Genomic DNA, 16,378 nt, shown 5'->3' on the forward strand with positions numbered 1-16,378 from the left:
TGCTTGTAGCCGCCGTTGTTCCAGAACAGCCCGGTCAGCTTGTAGAAGCCATTGGGCAGCGCCACCGTGGCGACATTGGCCACAGTGGCGAGCGGCGTCTCCGTCTCGAAGTACTGCTCACCGAACGCATTGGTGAGCATGTCGTATAGATCGGTGATGCTCTCGTTGATGAACTCGTTGATGTCCGAGTCCTGCAGCGCCTGGTTGTCAGCACGGAGGCGCACGTCAGCTCGTAGGTCGTCGAGTCTCCTAAGTCTCGCCACCGCGCACCTCCTTCCTTACTGCCTCAGCTGTTGTTTGACTCGACCTCGTACCAGCTCGCGATCGGAGCGAAGAGCGGCGTTGAGCCGGCCGCGCCGTATACGTTGAGGGCCAAGCTCGAGCCGGGCGGCAGGATGATACGGCCGCGTATCTCGTAGTTGACGAGAGCAAGGCTCAGGATGGCCGCGGAGGCGGCGCTCGGGCTCTGCGCGATCGGGGTCCACACCGGAGCCGTGGGCGCCGTGATGGTGATTGTCGCCTTGCACACGAGCGCAGACGTTGCCGTCGAGAGCGGGTTGCAGTTGGCAATCGCCAACCCAGCCGTGAACGACGTCTGCGCCGGCGTGGTGAACGGAGCGACGGCGACCACGTTGCCGGTTGTGCCGGCCGTGCCGCTGACGAGCCAGACGCCCAGCATGTCGAAGACGGCGGTCTTGGTGTTGGTGGCGGGGTTGGTGATGCCCCACTGCGCCGCCGTGGTCTGGACGGTCTGCACCGGTGCGATACCGGTGATGGCCGCGTTGTTTCCGAGCATAAAGCGCCGACCCTCGCGGGTCATGTCCACGCCTTCCGGCTCGGTGATGGAGACGCTCGCGGCGCCTGTCTGGGTGACTCGGTTGATGACGTCGCCGGACTGCTTGGTCGCGAACGTCTGCGTGCCGACCGTGTACGATGAACTGGAGATAGTCATGTTCGTTTGCTTTCTTCAGCAGCAGCACTTCACGAACGCGCGGAGGGCGTCGTACGTGGCCTTGCGTTTGTCTTCCGGGATGTCGGCGGCGTCGCAGAATGCGTCACACGCTTCCATGGCGTCGGAGTCCTCCCCGTCGGCCATGTCCTCGTCGTCACCTTCATCGTCCCCACCACCCTTGTGGGGAATGGCGAGGACCAGAGCGGGCGCCTTCACGGTGTCACCTGCGAGTTGCGCAGGACCAGCATGATCCGAATGGTCACGCTGGTGGGGTCGAGCGCGGTTCCGTCGCTGGACTTCTTGACCTGAAACTCGACGTAGTTGCCCGAGCTCTGAAACCCGGACTCAGTCACCGGCAAGATGTCCGCATCGAGGGTGCCGGCGGCCTTCAGGATGGTGGCATCGCACCACACGACCTCTTGGTAGATGTCCGAGAGGGTCACCCGATAGACGCCCGTACCTGCCGGCTTGGTAACCGTCACATACGAGCTAATCCCGGTCGGGCCGATGGTTCCTACCGCGCTGGCGCCGTCGATTGGAACCTTGATGAAGAAGACGTTTGGCTCCATGTGGGGCGTGCGAAACACGCCCTTTAGGCTTCGATTGGCCATTACGCATCTCCCAGCCGGAAGGTCAGCGTGATGACGCCTCCCGGCAGAATCGTGCCAGTGCTCGCGTGCGTCTTGCTGTAGAGAATGCATGCGCCGGCCGCGATGGTCCTGTCGGCAATGGTCGCCGTCAGGGTGAAGGCGCCGGTCTGGCCAACCGTCATGGTCCCGAGCCCGCCGTTGGCCACGGTGTTCGTGGTCGCCGTCGCCACCGAGGTGGACGTGGCGCCCGCCGATGTGCGCTTGGTGAGCGTCATCGTCGAGAAGACCGAAGTCGACTCGGTGAAGCCGGTGACACCAGGCCTGAACGAAACGCCCGTGAGCGTCACGTCGAAGCCGGTGTCGTTGCTCCACAGCACGTTGTCGGTAATGTCGGTACCGGCAGCGGCGTCGTCTCCGGTTCCGATTGCCGCTCCCGCGCCCGGTTTCAGGCAGGGGATGCGGAGCGTGAGCAGCTGGCTAAGGACTGCGGCCTGCGTGCTCGAGGGGGTGGCCCCGACGGCCTGAGTCATGCCGAGGAGGAAGGTGCGAACGTCTTTGATTGCGGTCATGGGCTCAGCTCCTCACCACGTGATCCGGGCGTTCCAGCCAGGCGCGTAGCAGCCAACGTTTCCGTAGTAGCCAACGCGGATTTGGTAGGCGTCAGCCCCCGCCTCGCGCAGCCAGGTGTTTCCGTCGAGGTCGAGGATGTGCGGCACGTCTCCGCCCGAGCTCACAAGCTCCCAGGTGTCCATCTGGAGCAGCCAAGCGGTACCCTTGGGGCACTTGGGGTCGGATACGATCTTCACCGGGCCAGCGCCGGTTTCGACCTCGATGGCCTTATATCCAACGCCAGCGAGCGTTGAGTCGGCCGACGTGTACTCGCGCTTGGTCCCGAGCAGCTTGACCAGCGGCGATACGTCGAGGTTGTTGGCAAGGAGCGTGTCCGAGGTCCCATTCTCCTTGAGCACTCTGGCAACCGCCTCGATAAGCACTTCGTCCTGCGGGCCGCCGCTGCCGTTGTAGCGAACGCCGCCGAGGCGGGTGGTGTCGTCGGTTCGGTCGACACCGAAGAACGCCGTGGCGCCGGGGGCAGACGACGGGATCCAGGCTCCGAGGCCGCTCATGGCAGCGCCGAAGTCACCCTCGCGGAAGATGTAGTCGGTGTTGAGCGCTCCGGGGATCTGGGTGGACCAGTTGCCACCGGTGGTCGTCAGGGTGCCGAGGTCGCGATCGACGCCGGAGATCTGAACGTGCCCGCCGCGCACCGAGCCAGACGTGCCGTCGGTGCTAGCCAGCTGAACCCACATGCCCTTATCGAAGCGAGCGATGTCCGCCGGCTTGGAGAGGGTGATGGTCGCTCCGGCCATGGTGCTCGCGCCGTCGATGACTGCTCGAGCGCCGCCGCCGTTGCCGTAGAGGTCGATTTCCGCCGACTCGCCGCAAGTCTGAATGGCCGAGTCGAGCTCACCGGACAGCGCATTGACGAGCGACTGGGCGTTACCCTTGCACTCGGCGATGGTCTTGCCGGCGACGCTCGCAACGGCGTAGTCGGTCACCGTGGTGACTGCGAACTTCTTGTACGAGCTCGGGCCCGCGTTGGCCTGTGCGGTGCCGAAGTTGTGCGATCCGCCCGACACTCGGGCATAGCGCATGACGAAGTTTTTCTGATCGCCCGGACCGTCGGGGTCCTTGGGGATCATGCCCAGCAATGGCGACTTCTTGTACGCCATCTGCTGAACCTTTTTGGACTGGTACTTGGTCTTCAGGATCGGCGTTGCCGCCGTCGTATCGAATGCAGCCATCGAAGCCTCCGGGGGAACCCGGGGGCGCTGTAGCTATTGGGGCTAGCGCCACCGCGAGTCGGCGCGCCTGAGCTCTTCCACGGCTAGCTGAGTGAGCTCTTTATCGCTCATCTCGAGGATGTCTTTGACCGTGCCGGGAGTCGCCCTAGACGCAGCGTCTTGGTTGGAGATCGAACGCTTTCGCGTTTCGGGCTGCGCCGACTTGACGGCTCCTGCTCGCTCGGAGTTCGTGGGCTCTTGTTGACCGCTCCCACGCTGGCGGTGTGCTTCGATGCGGCTGTAGTCTGCCGCTGTGTTAGCTTCCAAGTCAGCCAAGACTTTGTCAAGCGGTATTTCTTGGCCTGTGCGCTCGAAGTTGGAAATGACGATGCTTGTGGCACGTTGCCACACACTCTCCGGCGTATAGGCCGCAAGGTGCGGATACTTCGGCAGCACCGTCTCTACGTAGGGGCGCGTCTTGGCCATGTAGCTGGAGATGGCCGTCTGCTTCTCGGTCACCTCTGCGGCCTTGGCGCGAGCTTCCTCGTCAGCCTTGGCCTTGGCGTCGCGCTCTGCCAGCGTCTGCTCGAGCCTGGTCACGCGCTCGTTGGGGTCGTTCTCTTGGAGCGTGCGCTCCATCCAGCTCTTGTAGACGTTGGCCTTGGGTACACCGCGGACCTTGGCCACCTGGTCGAGCAGCTTGTCCGGGTCGGTGTCGAGCAGGGCCAGGATCTCCTTGGCCTTGGCCTCGCGCTGCTCGAGTTCGCGTTCCTTCTCGACGGTGCGGCCTTCGCGCTGGTCGAGCCTGCCCTTGCGGCGGGACAGCTTCTCGCTCCATGCGGTCAGCTTGTCGACAGTGGGTTTAGGCTTCGCCTCCGCTGCCGGCTCGCCCTCCTTGCCTTCCGTCTCGACAACGTCACCGCCACCCTCTGCCGGCGCGGATTGGGGGCTCTCATCAACGGCAGAGGGGGCGGCAACACTTTCGGCCGCGGCATCGCCGGCCTGAACTTTGGTCTCATCGCTCATTGAAGGACACTCCCAGGCGGGGGCCCTTGCGGTGGCGGAGCCGGACCGCCTGGCGTGCCCCCAGGCACCGGCGCTCCCACGACTGGAGACATCCCGCTAAGCTGCGGGTCCTGCCCGGCGCTCTTGCCGGCATTCATCAGCTCTTCCACATCGGCCTGGAACTGGAGAATCAGATCCAGGTTCGCCGGCGGGCTCTTGCGGTATTTGTTCCGCGCCCACAGGTAGAAGTCGACGGACGTCTCAAGCGCCTCATCGAGATCCATCTGCGGTAGCGGCCCTTGGTATTCGCCGTCCGTCAGCATGCGAGCGAGGCACTCGCGAACGTTGTTGTAGGAGGCGTCGCCCATCTCGGCGGCCTCCTCGAGCTCGGGGAAGTCGAGCAGGCGCTTACCCTCGGCCGGCGTGATCCATCCCGCGCCGGCCAGGTCTTGCACCTGCTGCATGCGCTGAGCGGGAGCGCTCGCAAGGGCCGAGGTGGGGAACACCTGGAGCACAGTCGGCTGGCGCTTCATGTCCGGCAGCTCGACTTCTTCGGTCTCGCGCTTGCCCACGTAGATGACCGGCTTGCGGCCCGAGCGCTTCGCCATGTCGAGGAGCAACTCCGCCTCGTCCATGCAGAATTCCTCGTAGGCCTGCGCGAAGTCGGCGTAGCGGCTGTCCTCGATGTCCAGCGCCACCTCTTGGGCCTTGCCGCTCTTGAGGGTCGGATCCTTCTGCCCCGCCGCGGTCATCGCGTTGATGCCGGCCTCGCGGAACGAAGCGTCGACCAGCCACAGCAGGTGCTGGAACTTCTCGGGGTGCACCGTCTGCGCAACGGCGAACGTGGGCGCCGCGCCGGTGTATTCGAGGATTCCGCCAATCTCGTTGTTGAAGTGCGACTTCAGGATCTTGGAGCCGCGCTCGCACAACACCCGGAAGTTCGAGCCGACGTGAAACGAGCGCTGAATCTCCATCAGCAGCTTGTTGATCTCGAGCTGTTTGCCCGCGAGCAGCTGGGCCAGGCCAGAGCCGTACCAGCCCAGCACCGGCTCGCAGTAGCGAAGGAAGCGGTGTTGGAAGCCGGTTGAGTCGCCGAATTGCAGCGTGGCGCCAGGGATGACGATGGCGTCACGGCCATCACTTGCGCCTTCGCCCGACGGCAGGTGCCACGCCTCGCACACCTCGACTTGGTCACTCGGGACCATATCGCCAGCCGTCCAGCGGCCGCGATCGTCCCAGCCGGCTCGGTCGATCTCCGCCGCGAACTTCGGGAACTTCTCGGTGAGCACGAGCTTGTCCATCGTGCGCTGCTGGTAGAGGCACCGCGGATCGCCATACTTCGCGTCGGCATCGGCCACGTAGCATTCGGGCGTGAACGTGCGCTCGAGCGTCGGCTGGCCATCGTTGTCGTGCCCCCTCACGCCGCCGGTGCCGAAGATGAGCGCATCGCGCACCACCTTGCGGTTCAGCCGATAGACCTTGTTCTCGTAGAACTGGCCTTCGCTGTACTTGTTGAGCTGCTTCGCCTGCTGCTGGAGGTCCCAGTCCCCCCCGCTGGTCAGCCAGAACGGGCGAGGCTTGCCCTTCACAATCTTCGCCAGCAGCGTGTCAATGACGCTGCGGACGATGTTCACGGACAGCGGCGCACTCGCGTATGCGGCCTGCGTCGTGTAGCTGGTGACGCCAAACCCCTGCACAAGGTCAGCGCCGTAGAGGCAATAGTGAATCAGGTCGCGGTCGGTGCGCGCGCTCTGGTTCTCTTTGATGCGGTTGACGATGCTGAAGATGGCGTCGTGTGCCGGCTGGATTGGGTCGCCTTTCTCGTCCTTCGGCCACCAGCGCTGATCGCGCGCCTCGCCCCCGGTGACCGCGAGGCTGCTCACTCGACGGCCTTCTTGGCTCGAGGCACTAGGCGGACGGTGTTGCCAGAGGAGCGGAACAACAGGTCGAGGGCCGCCTGCTCCACCTCGGTGGGAGTCAGCTCCTTGGCGGGCGCCTCATCGGCAGGCTGTGCAACTACTGCCCGACCTAGCTCAAGCTGGATCTCGCCAGAGCGATAGCTGTGCACTCCGTGCTCGCGGAGTAGTGCAAGGAGTGCACGTAGCTCGTCCAGGCCCACTGATAATGGCTGTACACTGCCATATGCTGCGTGTCAAATCTGCTCATGCCGTGCAATGTCTGCGCACTACCAAAAGCGCCGGCTGAACCAGTCCACTCCCTGCTCGTCGGCCTCTTTGCGGCGCTCCCAGCGCTCCATGTGCTGCCGGCGTAGGCGCTCCTCTTCACTTGGCTCCGGCTCCAGGCTCGGGTCGGCATCCTCAGCGAACGCCTTGCACTCGCGCCAGCCGTAGAGGGCGGCGTCGAGGCAGTGGTTATCGAACCGCGGGTCCTCCTTCTCGCGCTTCTCGTCCCACTGGCAGATGGTCGCCTCCTCGACCCATTGCTTGCACTTGTCGGCCACTACGCGGATGAGCCCCGACTTGAGGTCGCCGTTGAACAGCTCGATGTAGCCACGCTTGTTGGTCTTCTGCGCGGGCATGATGGGCACCGCGAACCGCTGGCGAGCCTCCTCGGCGAAGCCCTTGCCGAGCCCCCCGACGTCGCCGACGATGCGGTCGAAGTGCCACTTGGCGTTTAGCTCGCGGACGATGCGCGCCGCTTCCGAGGGGATGAGGCCCGTTTGGCCCCAGCATTCGAGGAGGACGCACGTTTGCTGGTGCGGCTCCCACGCCCAGATGGCAAAAGCGGTTGCGTCGACCACACCATAATCGCACCCAAGGATGGTCTGTCGAGCAGGCCCGCCGCCCAGAACTCCAGTGCCGTTTCGAGTCGGCTCATATTGATAGACCAGCGACCCACTGTCACGTACCCATTCACCGAGCCATTCCCTGCGGTAGATCGGGTGGTCCTCGGTCCAATGGTTCGCTTTGCGCTCATGGTCTAGCTCCTCTCGGGCGTGGGGTACGTGAGGGTTTTCCAGCACCGTCCAATGGTGGAGCTTGAAGGGGCTGGCTGGGTCGGTAGTAGCGTCATGGAACAGCCCAACACAGGCAGCCCCTGGCGTCCCAATAAGGCATAGAGTGCCTCGAAGGTCGATGAGAGCTGGCCGCAGGATTTCTCGTACGAGACTCTCAAGAACCGAAGGCCTAAAGCTGGCGGCTTCGTCCACGATTGCCAGGAGGTACTTGCCTCCACGTAGCCGCTCGATGGTAGCCGCATCATCAGCGCCAACGAGGAAGATGCTTGATCCATTGGGTAGCCTCGCAGTGAGCTCGGAATGGTTGAAGGTGAGGCCGAGCGAGTGCCGGTGGTCGAAGCGGATGAGCTCCTCCCACAGCAGCCGCTTGGCCGATGCGCGGGTCAGCGCGATGTACGCCGACACCGTGCCAGGGTTGCGGAAGGCGGCTAGCAGCAGGTAAGCGCACGCGGCGTACGTCTTACCCGCCCGACGCGAGCAGAGCGCCGCTTTGGCCCTGCCCGCATCGGCGATGAACGCGAGCTGCTGGGCAAACAGCTCGCGCACGAAGGGGGGCGTGCCCCACCGCTTCTCCGCCTCCAGCACCAGTGGGAGGATGTCGTCAGGCATCGCCTCGCCAATGCGCCCCGAGAATGAACCCGAGAGCGAGCACCATCAGCATTGCGATTAGCTGGCTCACTTGGGGTGCGTGCCCACGTGTTTCATTATGCCGACGAATGCTCGGACGCCAATCCACCCGCCGTGCCACACGACACTGCACAGCAGCCACCAATAGAAGAATTGCCAGAACGTCATGATTGCCTCCTCACACGCATCCCCGAAAGTCGACGGTCGCCGTCCCGCAGTAATGGCAGCAGCACCAGCACCAGAGTAGGACGCTCACGGGTGCTTGCTCCTCACGTGCGCAGCCATGCCGGCGCCGCTTCGGAATTGCTCGGCGCAGTGGGCGCACTTGAACGTGCCAAGAGCCACATCGATGTCATCGCGAGGCACTTCCACGCGTCCCCGATGTTCTCCGCCATGCAGCGCAGCCGCGTGCGTCTGCATCGTCAATCCGGCGGCTCGCAACGCCACGCCGTCCATCGGGTCAGGCTCGAACCTCCGCGCCCACTCCGCCTCCGGCCCCACCGGCACCCTGAACGCCATCGACGCGGGGCTGATGACGTACGCGCCCTTGTTGATCCACACGCTGCCGCCGGCGTCCTCGTCCAGGTCGGTGATGGTCACCCGCTTGTCCTGGACGTGGATCTGGCCCCCGATGGCTATAACGCGGCTCGTGAACAGGCGCACCGCGGCGCTGTTGTCCATCAGCTCGATGCGTGAGAGCCTCATTGCAGGTTCTCCTCACGGCGGATGATGCAGATGATGTACGGCGCCCCGATGGGGTTGCCGTGCGGGTCGGTCTTGAGGTCAGCCGGCGGCGCATCGCAGACCATGTAGTAATGTTTGCCGTCCGTCTGGAACCCGATGGCCTTGCCGACGAATTTGCACCGGTCGCCAACGCGAATGCCCGACGTGCACCCTGGCCCCACGGCCATGACCTCGGCCTCCTCGGTGCCGCTCTCGTTGTTGTCGCCCGTTGGGATGATAATGCCGCTCGCGGTCTTGTGCTCCTCGCTGACCCGCTCGACCACGATCCAATTGTGCAGCGGCTCGAGTGACCGCGACTTCTCCGTGAATAGCTTGACCGCCGAAACCGTCGCTGTTCGCATTAGTGTATTTCCTTTCGTTCCTCTGCCTGGTCCAACGCTGCCTTGAGCCGCGCGCGCAGCTCGTCGTCTGTCATGTCTGCTGCCACGGCCTTCGTCTCCACCTTGCGCACCAGCGCACCCTTGATCTCCGCCTGGAGCCGCACGGCGTTGATGGCCGCGCCCACGTTCTGCGCCGGCTTGCTGACCAGCTCATCGCCCACCTTGAACCACTTCACCTCATCCATGGCCGCCGCCTGGAGCGCCTCCAGCTCGGCCATCTTCTGGTCGATGAATTCCTCAATGGGTGAGCCCCGCCGCCGGATGACACCGCTGGCAACCAGGGCCCTGTCCGCCACGGTGCGCGGATGGATGCCCCATTCCTTGGCCAGCGCCTCGGAGCTGCGACCGCCGAACCAGCGGCCAGCCATCATCATGCGGATGATGTGGTCCTCCTGCTCCACCTTGGTCAGCTCGCGCGCGCGTGAGGAGTCGGCGAAGGGCGGCCCCTCTGCATCGCCAGGGACGAAGACGTAGCCTGTGCTGCTGGGGGGCTTCCGCTTACTCATCCCCGCCCCCGTGAATGTTTCCGCTGCCCGGCGCAACCTGTTGTGACGGTAAGGGCGTCTGTGTCTGCTCTGCCTTCGCGGCACACACGGTCGAGCACACATTGACGGGATGTCCATCGATGGCGGCCCACATCCAGCCAGGAGGCATGCATGTCACCCTAGCCGACGGGAAGTGCACGATCCCAACGGAGCCCAATTCCGACTTGCCGCACACATCGCAAGTCTCGACGTCTGGCGCGTACCAGTTGACCTTGCTCACCCTCCGCCTCCCTTCTCCGCCTCGATGAGCTTGCTGATGGCGTACTCGCACCGGTCAGCCGTCAGCTGTTGACGGCACGCCACGAGCGCCTCCTCCAGCCCCTCCCGTCGCCCCTCAGCGCGGGCATCGGCTTGGATGCGCACGACCAGCCTAAGGAACTCTGCTCGGTGCATGTGAGGCAATTCCAGATCTAGGCCCGCATAGAGCGGGTCCTGCTCCGGCTCCGTTTCCAGCAGCCACTCCTTCGCCGTCTTCATCTATCGACCTCCACCGGTGCCACCATAATCAGGCACCCATACGCCTTGCTCTTCAGCTGCGTGTAAACCCACATCACCCGCTCGTCAGCATCATCCACGCCCAGCCAATCGGCCACCCCGTCGCGGATAGCTTTGCAGGCGGCGACGGTGTTGTCGCTATCGAGGAAGCGCGGAGCCAGCCGCTTGATGCTCACCACCGCTGGCAGGATGTCCGGCAGCCTGCACCCGCTCGCCGATTGCAGATGGGTGGCCGCAAGCCACCGGTGCTGAGCCGCCCGCTTGGCCTTCTTGGCCCAGAATTCCCTCAGGTTCATGACGCTCTCAAGCTTGACAGGTATCGTCACGCTGACCGTGAAGCGCCCACCCTTGACGGGCTCCAGGTGACACGCAGGCGAGACGAGAGCCGCGGCACGCCTCGCAGGTCGCCTGACGGGCTCCTCGGCCCGCAGAGCCAGGCCTACGCGTGGCGATGGCCGGCTCAATTGAGGTCGCTCCGCCGCTCGGGCATCGGATAGAGCTGCATGGCGTAGTCGGTATCCGTGCCCCAGGTGGCCCCAATGGCCTTCAGCTTCTCCCTGGCGCGCCTGTTCCGCCTGGCGTCGATGATGCCAGCAATGACGCTGCTGACGATGCGGTCGACCTGGAGGGCCGCCACGAGGCACAGAATCAGGATGACGTGGTTCATGGTGCCAGCCTCCGCCGCTCGTGCGACTGCACGCCGGCCATGATGGTTGTGTGGTCGCGACCGAACAGCTTGCCTATGTCGGGATAGCTCCAGTACCCGCGCTGACGCAGCTCCCACCACGCATGATGGCGGGCGACGCAGACCCGGTGCGGGCGGATGTGCGAGAACATCTCTTCCAGCGTGACGCCGTAGTGATTGCCGGCGGCCTCAATGAGCCAGAGCACTCCACGGGCTAGCAGCAGGGCGCGGAGGGGCTCACCGGTCGGCGCCTTGGCAGGCTTCAGCGGCTTGGCTCGGCGCTGCTCCAATGCCTGCTTCCAGATGGGGGCTGGGGCGGTCATCGGAGGGCCTCTAGTGCGCGCACCATGATTCTGGCGGCCTGGATGTGCCCGTCCCACCACTGCGCAGAGGCCCAATTACGCTGCCCAATCGCTATCGTCTGAGTGCCCTCCGCCTCCCGGGCCAGCTCTTTCGCCTTCGCAATCGCCTGCTCGAGCTTGTCCGGCTTCGGGGCCTTCGGCTTGGCGATGCCCACAATGCGGACGAGGATGTAGCGCCCGCATGCTATGCGCGGTCGGCGATTTCGGATCCATCTGACCGGAACAGCGCGGTTTGCCCAAACGCCGCGCCCACTCTTCTGGTCCTTTGCAAGCCCATCCTCGTGATGCCCGAGCCAAAGCTCGACGTGGCCGCATTGGGGAGCGCAGCCGTTGCACGGAACATATTTCACCGCCCAGCCCTTCACTCGCTTCTCTTCGCTCATGCTCCCGCCTTCCTGGCCTGCTCGGCCTTCGTTTGCTGCGCCTTGACGCTCTCGTGAAGCCCGCGGGCAAACCCGCACCGCGAGCAGAATTCAATTCCGTTCTGATTCGTGAAGTACGCCTGCTCGAGGCTGCTGACGCAGCGCTCCACCTGCTTCTGAAACCAGCGCCGGCTCATGCTGCTCCCTTGGCCATTAGCTTCTCGGCCGCTTCTCTGAGCATGTCGGACACATCCTCCGCCGGAAGCTCTCCGCCGCCTGGGAATTGGCCTACAGCTTCCGCAACCAATTGATCAATCTTGCGCCGGTAATGCGCACGGGTACCCCCTTGGGTCGGGGCGCAGTTCGAGCAGTGGCCGACCTGCTTGGTGCAACCATTGTTGCCGCAGGCACCGCGATAGGCGCAGCAAGCAGCCGCGTCCCAATGCGACTTGAATAGCTCACCGCAGGTTCGGCACTTATCAAGGTTCATTTACGCGGCCCCCTTCCCAATCTTCGCAATCATCTCCGACGCCGCGATCATCCGCTCCACGCTCGCAGGAGGCCCTGTGGGCTCCTTTGGCGTCGGCTTGGGCATCCGTACCGGCCCGTCGTGGTCAGCCTGCTCCCTGGCCTGTCTGGTGTCCTTGGCGGCCACATCCTCGCGGGGCTTCTTGGTCTGCTTGCAGTATGCCCGGAGCTTCTTGGTCAGCGCCTCCCGGTTCAGGCCGAGGCCAGCCGCGTCGCCAGCGCAGTCGCGAATCGACTGGAACAGCCACTCAAGCTTGAGGCCCAATGGGATTTGCCTGGTCGCGAACTCCTCGGCGACAGCGCGAGCGAGGGGACGGCTCACGATTGACGCGAGCTCGGAGTGTCTGCCCATCTCCGCCAGGATCGCGTCCTCGTTCGGAGCAGGAGCAGTCGGGGCCGCCGGAGGCGGGCGGTCTGCTCTCTTCTCCTGTCTTGTTATGTCCTCTCCTGTCTTCTCCTGTCCTGTAGGCGTTACAGGCGTTACAGGCTGTAACGTTTCCTCCGTCGCAAGTGCCCGTTTTCGTTCACGGTGGTCTGCCACTCGCTCGGCACATGACTTGGGCCCAGCCCACTCGGTCCACTTTTTCACGACGATTCTGTGCACGCCGACCGACTTTTCGATCGAGATCGCGTTGTCTTCGTCGAGACTTTCGCTCGTGAACGCCTTGAGAGCGACGGCGATCTCGCGCTTGTTGCCGCCGATCAAGTCGTGCACCGCGTCGACAGTGTCCCATGTGGGCGGCAGGTCGATGACGCCGCGCGTCGCCCTGGACTCCAGGGAGAGCTCGAGCAGCACGAACCGTACGGCGCGTGGTAGCCCCTTCTTGGGACCCTTGGCGAGGCGTCGATGGAACGGGACCCAGTCGCTCACTTCCGCCTCCCTGCCCACTGGACGACAACAGCCAAGCCCACGAGGTACCCGCCGAGCAGGGCGAGCTCCGCGACGCAGAGCAGCCGGCGGGCGGTCATGTCGCACCGCCCATGTGCCTGAACTGGCAACAGGTCGTGCAATATTCGCCGCTACCGAGATAGTGTTTCAGCGTCGGCGTCTCGCATGTGCAACCTTGCTGGCCAGGCTCGCCAAGAATCGCCAGCACAGCCGTCAACGAGCGCCGCTCCGTTGCTGCCTCGATGGCAATGTCGCCACAACCGAACTTGGCTTCTTGGCGTCGGCAATGCTCGATGCGGTTCCTGGCCCATGCACGAAGCTCGTCGACGCGCTCTCTCAGGCCGCTGGCGGTCATGCGGTCTCCTTGGGGGCCTGCGCGCATCTGCACTTGTGGTCCTCGCACGCGGGTCCGCAGTAGCTGCAATTCCACCATTGGGCCGGCAGTCCGCACGGTTCGCCAGTTGGCTCATGGTCATCACCATCGAGATACGGGCGCTGCTTGCAGGTTCGCTCCCCCGCCTCGGCCGCCGCGAGCGCTCGCTCAGCGGTATCAACGGCCTCCAGCAGCTCGGGGTGCGAATAGTCGTCGTCGCCGCGAATGATCTTGGCAAGGCCGGACCGCGCCTCCCTCACCGCCGCCGCGGGCGTGGCGCGCAAGATCGAAAGCTCGCGCTCCAGCTGGCCAATCTGCTCTATGGCATCCTCTGTCAGCTCCGCCGCGCGCTTCTCGGCGGCTTCGGCGCGGGCGAGCGCATTCGACAAGCGCCGCGCCTCGTAGCACTGCGTGCAGTTGATGTGGCCATGCGGGCAGTCCAGCTCGGCCTCGGTGATGGGGGCGCCGCTCATGCTGCCTCCCGATAGCCCAGGAGCTGCATCAAGGATTCGATCCGCATCTCGGCGAAGAACCTGCGGATCGAGCTGGTCTTTCCCGCTCGCACCGCGAACAGGGCCGCCGAGCAACGTGTTTTGACCGCCCGGATGGCGAAGTCCTTCTGCGCCTCAATCCCGCGCAGGCTGGCAAAGTCGGCTTCGACTTCGGTCGTGAGCCCATCGAGCCGAGCCTTCGCGTCGTCGAGCAGCGGCTTGAACTCAGGGAAGGCCGTCAGCACCTCGGAGGTTTCGCCAGCCCGCGCGATCTCAACGAATGCCTTCTGCGACATGCCGTCCTTGGCACGGTGGAGCGCGACGTAGCCAGGGTGCTTCACCTTGATGCGGTTGAATGCCCCGTCGACGATCACGTATCCCTCTTGGGTGAGCGGCGACATTGACGCGAAGGATGCGGCGATCTCCTTGATGCTGGTCAGCGGGAACTCGCGGACCTCGCGAGCGTTGCAGTCGAACGCGCGCGCCGCCTGCCCAACGGGTAGCTCCGCCATGCTCACGAGATCGCGGGCCCCGAGCAGGGTCAGGCTCGGCTCGGCGTGCACCACGACGATCCGATTGGCCGGGCCGGTCAGCTCGAAGAAGAAGCAATGCTCGGCCGCCCGTGTCCCTTCCGGCAGACGCCAACCGTGAGCCGCGAAGGTCCGCCAGAAGTAGTCGGCGAACCTGTCCGAGCCTTGGACGTCACCCGATGCGTCCGGCGTGCCCGACGTGGCCACGTGCCACTCGCCCGCGTATGGGTAGAGCACGCACAGGGAGCCGTCGAGCTTCTCCTGGACGCGCGCTGTCGACCAATCGATGGGCGCAGCGTGGCCCTCTCCCTCGTTGAAGAACTTGTCGAAGGCCCGAGAGACCACCCGCCACCCGTCGGCCTCGTCGAGGATGACGCCGCGGCATTCGCGGACGATGGGCTCGGCGAAGGGGGACTCGATCTGGTTGTACTTGAACAGAACGAGCTGCGAGTGGATGCCGTGGCGCCGATGTGTGATGGCGTACTTGGTGCGCAGTTCCTCCGGCGAGCCGCCGCCGCGGAGGAACGATTGGAGCAGCATCTCCGGCGGGCGATCGGTCCCCGAAACGGTCCCCGACATGGTGGACGGTAGCGGTTTTTGTAGGGACGACACGGCATCGCCAGAAAGCTCCGATGCGGTGCCATTCGCCTTGTTTTGCAGCGTTTCATGCTGCTTTTGGTGGCTGACGTTGCCGGGTTCGATTCCCGGCGCCTCCACCTCAACAACGCTTGTTTCTCGCTGATTCATGAGCTTTCGTCCTCCGACCGGTCCCTAACCGGTCCCTGGGCTCCCGCCGTGTGACTTGTCGTCCCGCGCTGTTCGAGCAGGCCCACCGCGTCGATCTTCACGTCGGGCGACAGGTGGGCATACCGCATGGTCATCTTGAGATCGCTGTGGCCGAGCAGCTCTTGGATGGTCTTGATGGGCACGCCTCGCATGGCCAGGTGGCTTGCGAAGGTATGGCGGAGTACGTGCCAGCCGATGCGGCGGAGCCCCGCGGCCGCGCACGCCGACCAGAGCGGCCACTTGCATTCGCCCCGAGTCAGTATGCTCCCGTGCTCGTCGTCGAAAACATAGATTGACCCGACGCCAGCATCGGCTTGCTCGAGCGCCGCCATGGCGGTCTTGTTGAGCGGCACCTCCCTCGGCTTGTGGCTCTTGGGCGTGGTCACCTCGCCGCGCACAATGGCCTGCCGGACGACCATCTTGGTCCCGTGGATGTCGGACCAGCGGAGCCCGAGCAGTTCGCCGTGGCGGAGCCCAGTGTTAAGCGCGAAGGCGACCATGTGGCGCCAGTCGCCAGCGGAAGCGATGAGCCGGTCGGCCTCGTCGAAGGTGAGAAAGTCGAAGTCCTGCACCGGCACCCGAAGCCGCTTGATGCGCGGTCCCGAGCTCACACGGTGCCAGTCGATGGCCAACGAGTAGAGCTTGGACAGAACGGCCAGGTGATTATTGACCGTCTTGGGTGACAGCTTGAGCTCTACCTTGGCGGCCTTGTACGCCTCCACGTCCTCGTCGGCGATTTCGTCGAGCCGGTTGCCGGAGAACCAGGGGGTCAGGTGGGTGTCCAGAATCTGCTTCTTGGACTGGTACTCGCTGAGCTTGTTGTTGACCTTGGCGTACTTCTCGAGGAAGTCCTTTGCGAAGTCGCCGAAGTCGGGCGCCTTGCTGCCGGGGTCGCGCTTGTGCTCGAGCTTCGCCCGCAGCGTGCGCTCCATCGCCTGCGCCTCGCTCTTGTTGCGAGCCCCCTTTGCGGCCTGCTTCACACGCACAGCCTTGCCGCCGCGCCGAATGACGATATCGATGCGCCACCGGCCATCCTTGCGCTTGATGACGCTCATCGGGTGCCACCGCCGGCTGCCCACCATGCGACCGCGGTTGGTCGATGGATACGGATGGCCCCGCGGAACCTGCGCGCGCCCGGCAGCTGCTTTGCCTCTACCATCGCGTAAACGGTCTTGCGGTCCAGTCGAAACAGCTTGGCCGCCTCGTCTACGGTCAGCGACTCTGGCTCGGCTTCGTCCGCCGACAAATGCGACCTGGCGCGCTCGGCTGCGCTCAC

Annotated in this window: 24 protein-coding genes; all 24 read right to left on the minus strand. The window is 64.6% G+C overall.

What is annotated here, in order from left to right:
- A partial coding sequence (locus V4529_16425; GenBank protein ID MES2359926.1) for a hypothetical protein occupies window positions 1–224 on the minus strand: 224 nt, incomplete at its 3' end.
- Between the two features lie 62 nt (window positions 225–286).
- Window positions 287–952 carry a hypothetical protein gene (locus V4529_16430; protein MES2359927.1) on the minus strand — a complete coding sequence of 222 codons (666 nt, stop codon included), beginning with the start codon at window positions 950–952 and terminating at the stop codon, window positions 287–289.
- Window positions 953–967: 15 nt separating this feature from the next.
- Window positions 968–1,168, minus strand: a complete 201-nt coding sequence (locus tag V4529_16435) for a hypothetical protein (GenBank protein MES2359928.1) — start codon at window positions 1,166–1,168, stop codon at window positions 968–970.
- The gene (locus V4529_16440) at window positions 1,165–1,563 is read right to left on the minus strand and encodes a hypothetical protein (GenBank protein ID MES2359929.1); all 399 of its coding nucleotides are present in this window, start codon (window positions 1,561–1,563) and stop codon (window positions 1,165–1,167) included. Before V4529_16440 ends, V4529_16435 begins: the two co-directional genes overlap by 4 nt.
- Window positions 1,563–2,111 (minus strand): hypothetical protein, encoded by a 549-nt coding sequence (locus tag V4529_16445; protein ID MES2359930.1) that lies wholly within the window; start codon window positions 2,109–2,111, stop codon window positions 1,563–1,565. The genes V4529_16440 and V4529_16445 overlap by 1 nt, the downstream gene beginning before the upstream one ends.
- Window positions 2,112–2,123: 12 nt before the next feature.
- Window positions 2,124–3,344, minus strand: a complete 1,221-nt coding sequence (locus tag V4529_16450) for a phage major capsid protein (protein MES2359931.1) — start codon at window positions 3,342–3,344, stop codon at window positions 2,124–2,126.
- A gap of 42 nt (window positions 3,345–3,386) precedes the next feature.
- A complete protein-coding gene (locus V4529_16455) occupies window positions 3,387–4,349 on the minus strand; it encodes a hypothetical protein (GenBank protein MES2359932.1) in 963 nt (320 codons plus the stop codon).
- Entirely contained in the window at window positions 4,346–6,211 is a 1,866-nt protein-coding gene (locus V4529_16460) for a hypothetical protein (protein ID MES2359933.1), read from the minus strand. Before V4529_16460 ends, V4529_16455 begins: the two co-directional genes overlap by 4 nt.
- Before the next feature lie 302 nt (window positions 6,212–6,513).
- A complete protein-coding gene (locus V4529_16465; GenBank protein MES2359934.1) occupies window positions 6,514–7,914 on the minus strand; it encodes a terminase family protein in 1,401 nt (466 codons plus the stop codon).
- Between the two features lie 270 nt (window positions 7,915–8,184).
- Window positions 8,185–8,637 carry a hypothetical protein gene (locus V4529_16470; GenBank protein ID MES2359935.1) on the minus strand — a complete coding sequence of 151 codons (453 nt, stop codon included), beginning with the start codon at window positions 8,635–8,637 and terminating at the stop codon, window positions 8,185–8,187.
- Window positions 8,634–9,017 (minus strand): hypothetical protein, encoded by a 384-nt coding sequence (locus tag V4529_16475; GenBank protein ID MES2359936.1) that lies wholly within the window; start codon window positions 9,015–9,017, stop codon window positions 8,634–8,636. The genes V4529_16470 and V4529_16475 overlap by 4 nt, the downstream gene beginning before the upstream one ends.
- On the minus strand, window positions 9,017–9,562 hold the full coding sequence (locus tag V4529_16480; protein ID MES2359937.1) for a hypothetical protein: 546 nt from the start codon (window positions 9,560–9,562) through the stop codon (window positions 9,017–9,019). Before V4529_16480 ends, V4529_16475 begins: the two co-directional genes overlap by 1 nt.
- A 255-nt stretch (window positions 9,563–9,817) precedes the next feature.
- Window positions 9,818–10,078, minus strand: a complete 261-nt coding sequence (locus V4529_16485) for a hypothetical protein (protein MES2359938.1) — start codon at window positions 10,076–10,078, stop codon at window positions 9,818–9,820.
- Window positions 10,075–10,422 (minus strand): hypothetical protein, encoded by a 348-nt coding sequence (locus tag V4529_16490; GenBank protein MES2359939.1) that lies wholly within the window; start codon window positions 10,420–10,422, stop codon window positions 10,075–10,077. The genes V4529_16485 and V4529_16490 overlap by 4 nt, the downstream gene beginning before the upstream one ends.
- A 134-nt stretch (window positions 10,423–10,556) precedes the next feature.
- Window positions 10,557–10,763, minus strand: a complete 207-nt coding sequence (locus tag V4529_16495) for a hypothetical protein (protein MES2359940.1) — start codon at window positions 10,761–10,763, stop codon at window positions 10,557–10,559.
- Complete coding sequence (locus V4529_16500; GenBank protein ID MES2359941.1) at window positions 10,760–11,104, minus strand: helix-turn-helix domain-containing protein; 345 nt, start codon at window positions 11,102–11,104, stop codon at window positions 10,760–10,762. Before V4529_16500 ends, V4529_16495 begins: the two co-directional genes overlap by 4 nt.
- A complete protein-coding gene (locus V4529_16505) occupies window positions 11,101–11,526 on the minus strand; it encodes a hypothetical protein (GenBank protein ID MES2359942.1) in 426 nt (141 codons plus the stop codon). The genes V4529_16500 and V4529_16505 overlap by 4 nt, the downstream gene beginning before the upstream one ends.
- Window positions 11,523–11,702: a hypothetical protein gene (locus tag V4529_16510; protein ID MES2359943.1), complete on the minus strand. Its 180-nt coding sequence runs from the start codon at window positions 11,700–11,702 to the stop codon at window positions 11,523–11,525. Before V4529_16510 ends, V4529_16505 begins: the two co-directional genes overlap by 4 nt.
- Window positions 11,703–11,995: 293 nt before the next feature.
- Window positions 11,996–12,904, minus strand: a complete 909-nt coding sequence (locus tag V4529_16515) for a hypothetical protein (GenBank protein ID MES2359944.1) — start codon at window positions 12,902–12,904, stop codon at window positions 11,996–11,998.
- A gap of 94 nt (window positions 12,905–12,998) precedes the next feature.
- On the minus strand, window positions 12,999–13,277 hold the full coding sequence (locus tag V4529_16520; GenBank protein MES2359945.1) for a hypothetical protein: 279 nt from the start codon (window positions 13,275–13,277) through the stop codon (window positions 12,999–13,001).
- The gene (locus V4529_16525; GenBank protein MES2359946.1) at window positions 13,274–13,768 is read right to left on the minus strand and encodes a hypothetical protein; all 495 of its coding nucleotides are present in this window, start codon (window positions 13,766–13,768) and stop codon (window positions 13,274–13,276) included. Before V4529_16525 ends, V4529_16520 begins: the two co-directional genes overlap by 4 nt.
- A complete protein-coding gene (locus tag V4529_16530; protein ID MES2359947.1) occupies window positions 13,765–15,063 on the minus strand; it encodes an RNA ligase in 1,299 nt (432 codons plus the stop codon). Before V4529_16530 ends, V4529_16525 begins: the two co-directional genes overlap by 4 nt.
- Window positions 15,060–16,157: a site-specific integrase gene (locus tag V4529_16535; GenBank protein ID MES2359948.1), complete on the minus strand. Its 1,098-nt coding sequence runs from the start codon at window positions 16,155–16,157 to the stop codon at window positions 15,060–15,062. Before V4529_16535 ends, V4529_16530 begins: the two co-directional genes overlap by 4 nt.
- Window positions 16,154–16,378, minus strand: coding sequence for a helix-turn-helix domain-containing protein (locus tag V4529_16540; protein MES2359949.1), 225 nt, complete (start codon window positions 16,376–16,378; stop codon window positions 16,154–16,156). The genes V4529_16535 and V4529_16540 overlap by 4 nt, the downstream gene beginning before the upstream one ends.

The organism is Gemmatimonadota bacterium, assembly GCA_040388625.1.
Classification (GTDB): domain Bacteria; phylum Gemmatimonadota; class Gemmatimonadetes; order Gemmatimonadales; family Gemmatimonadaceae; genus Fen-1247.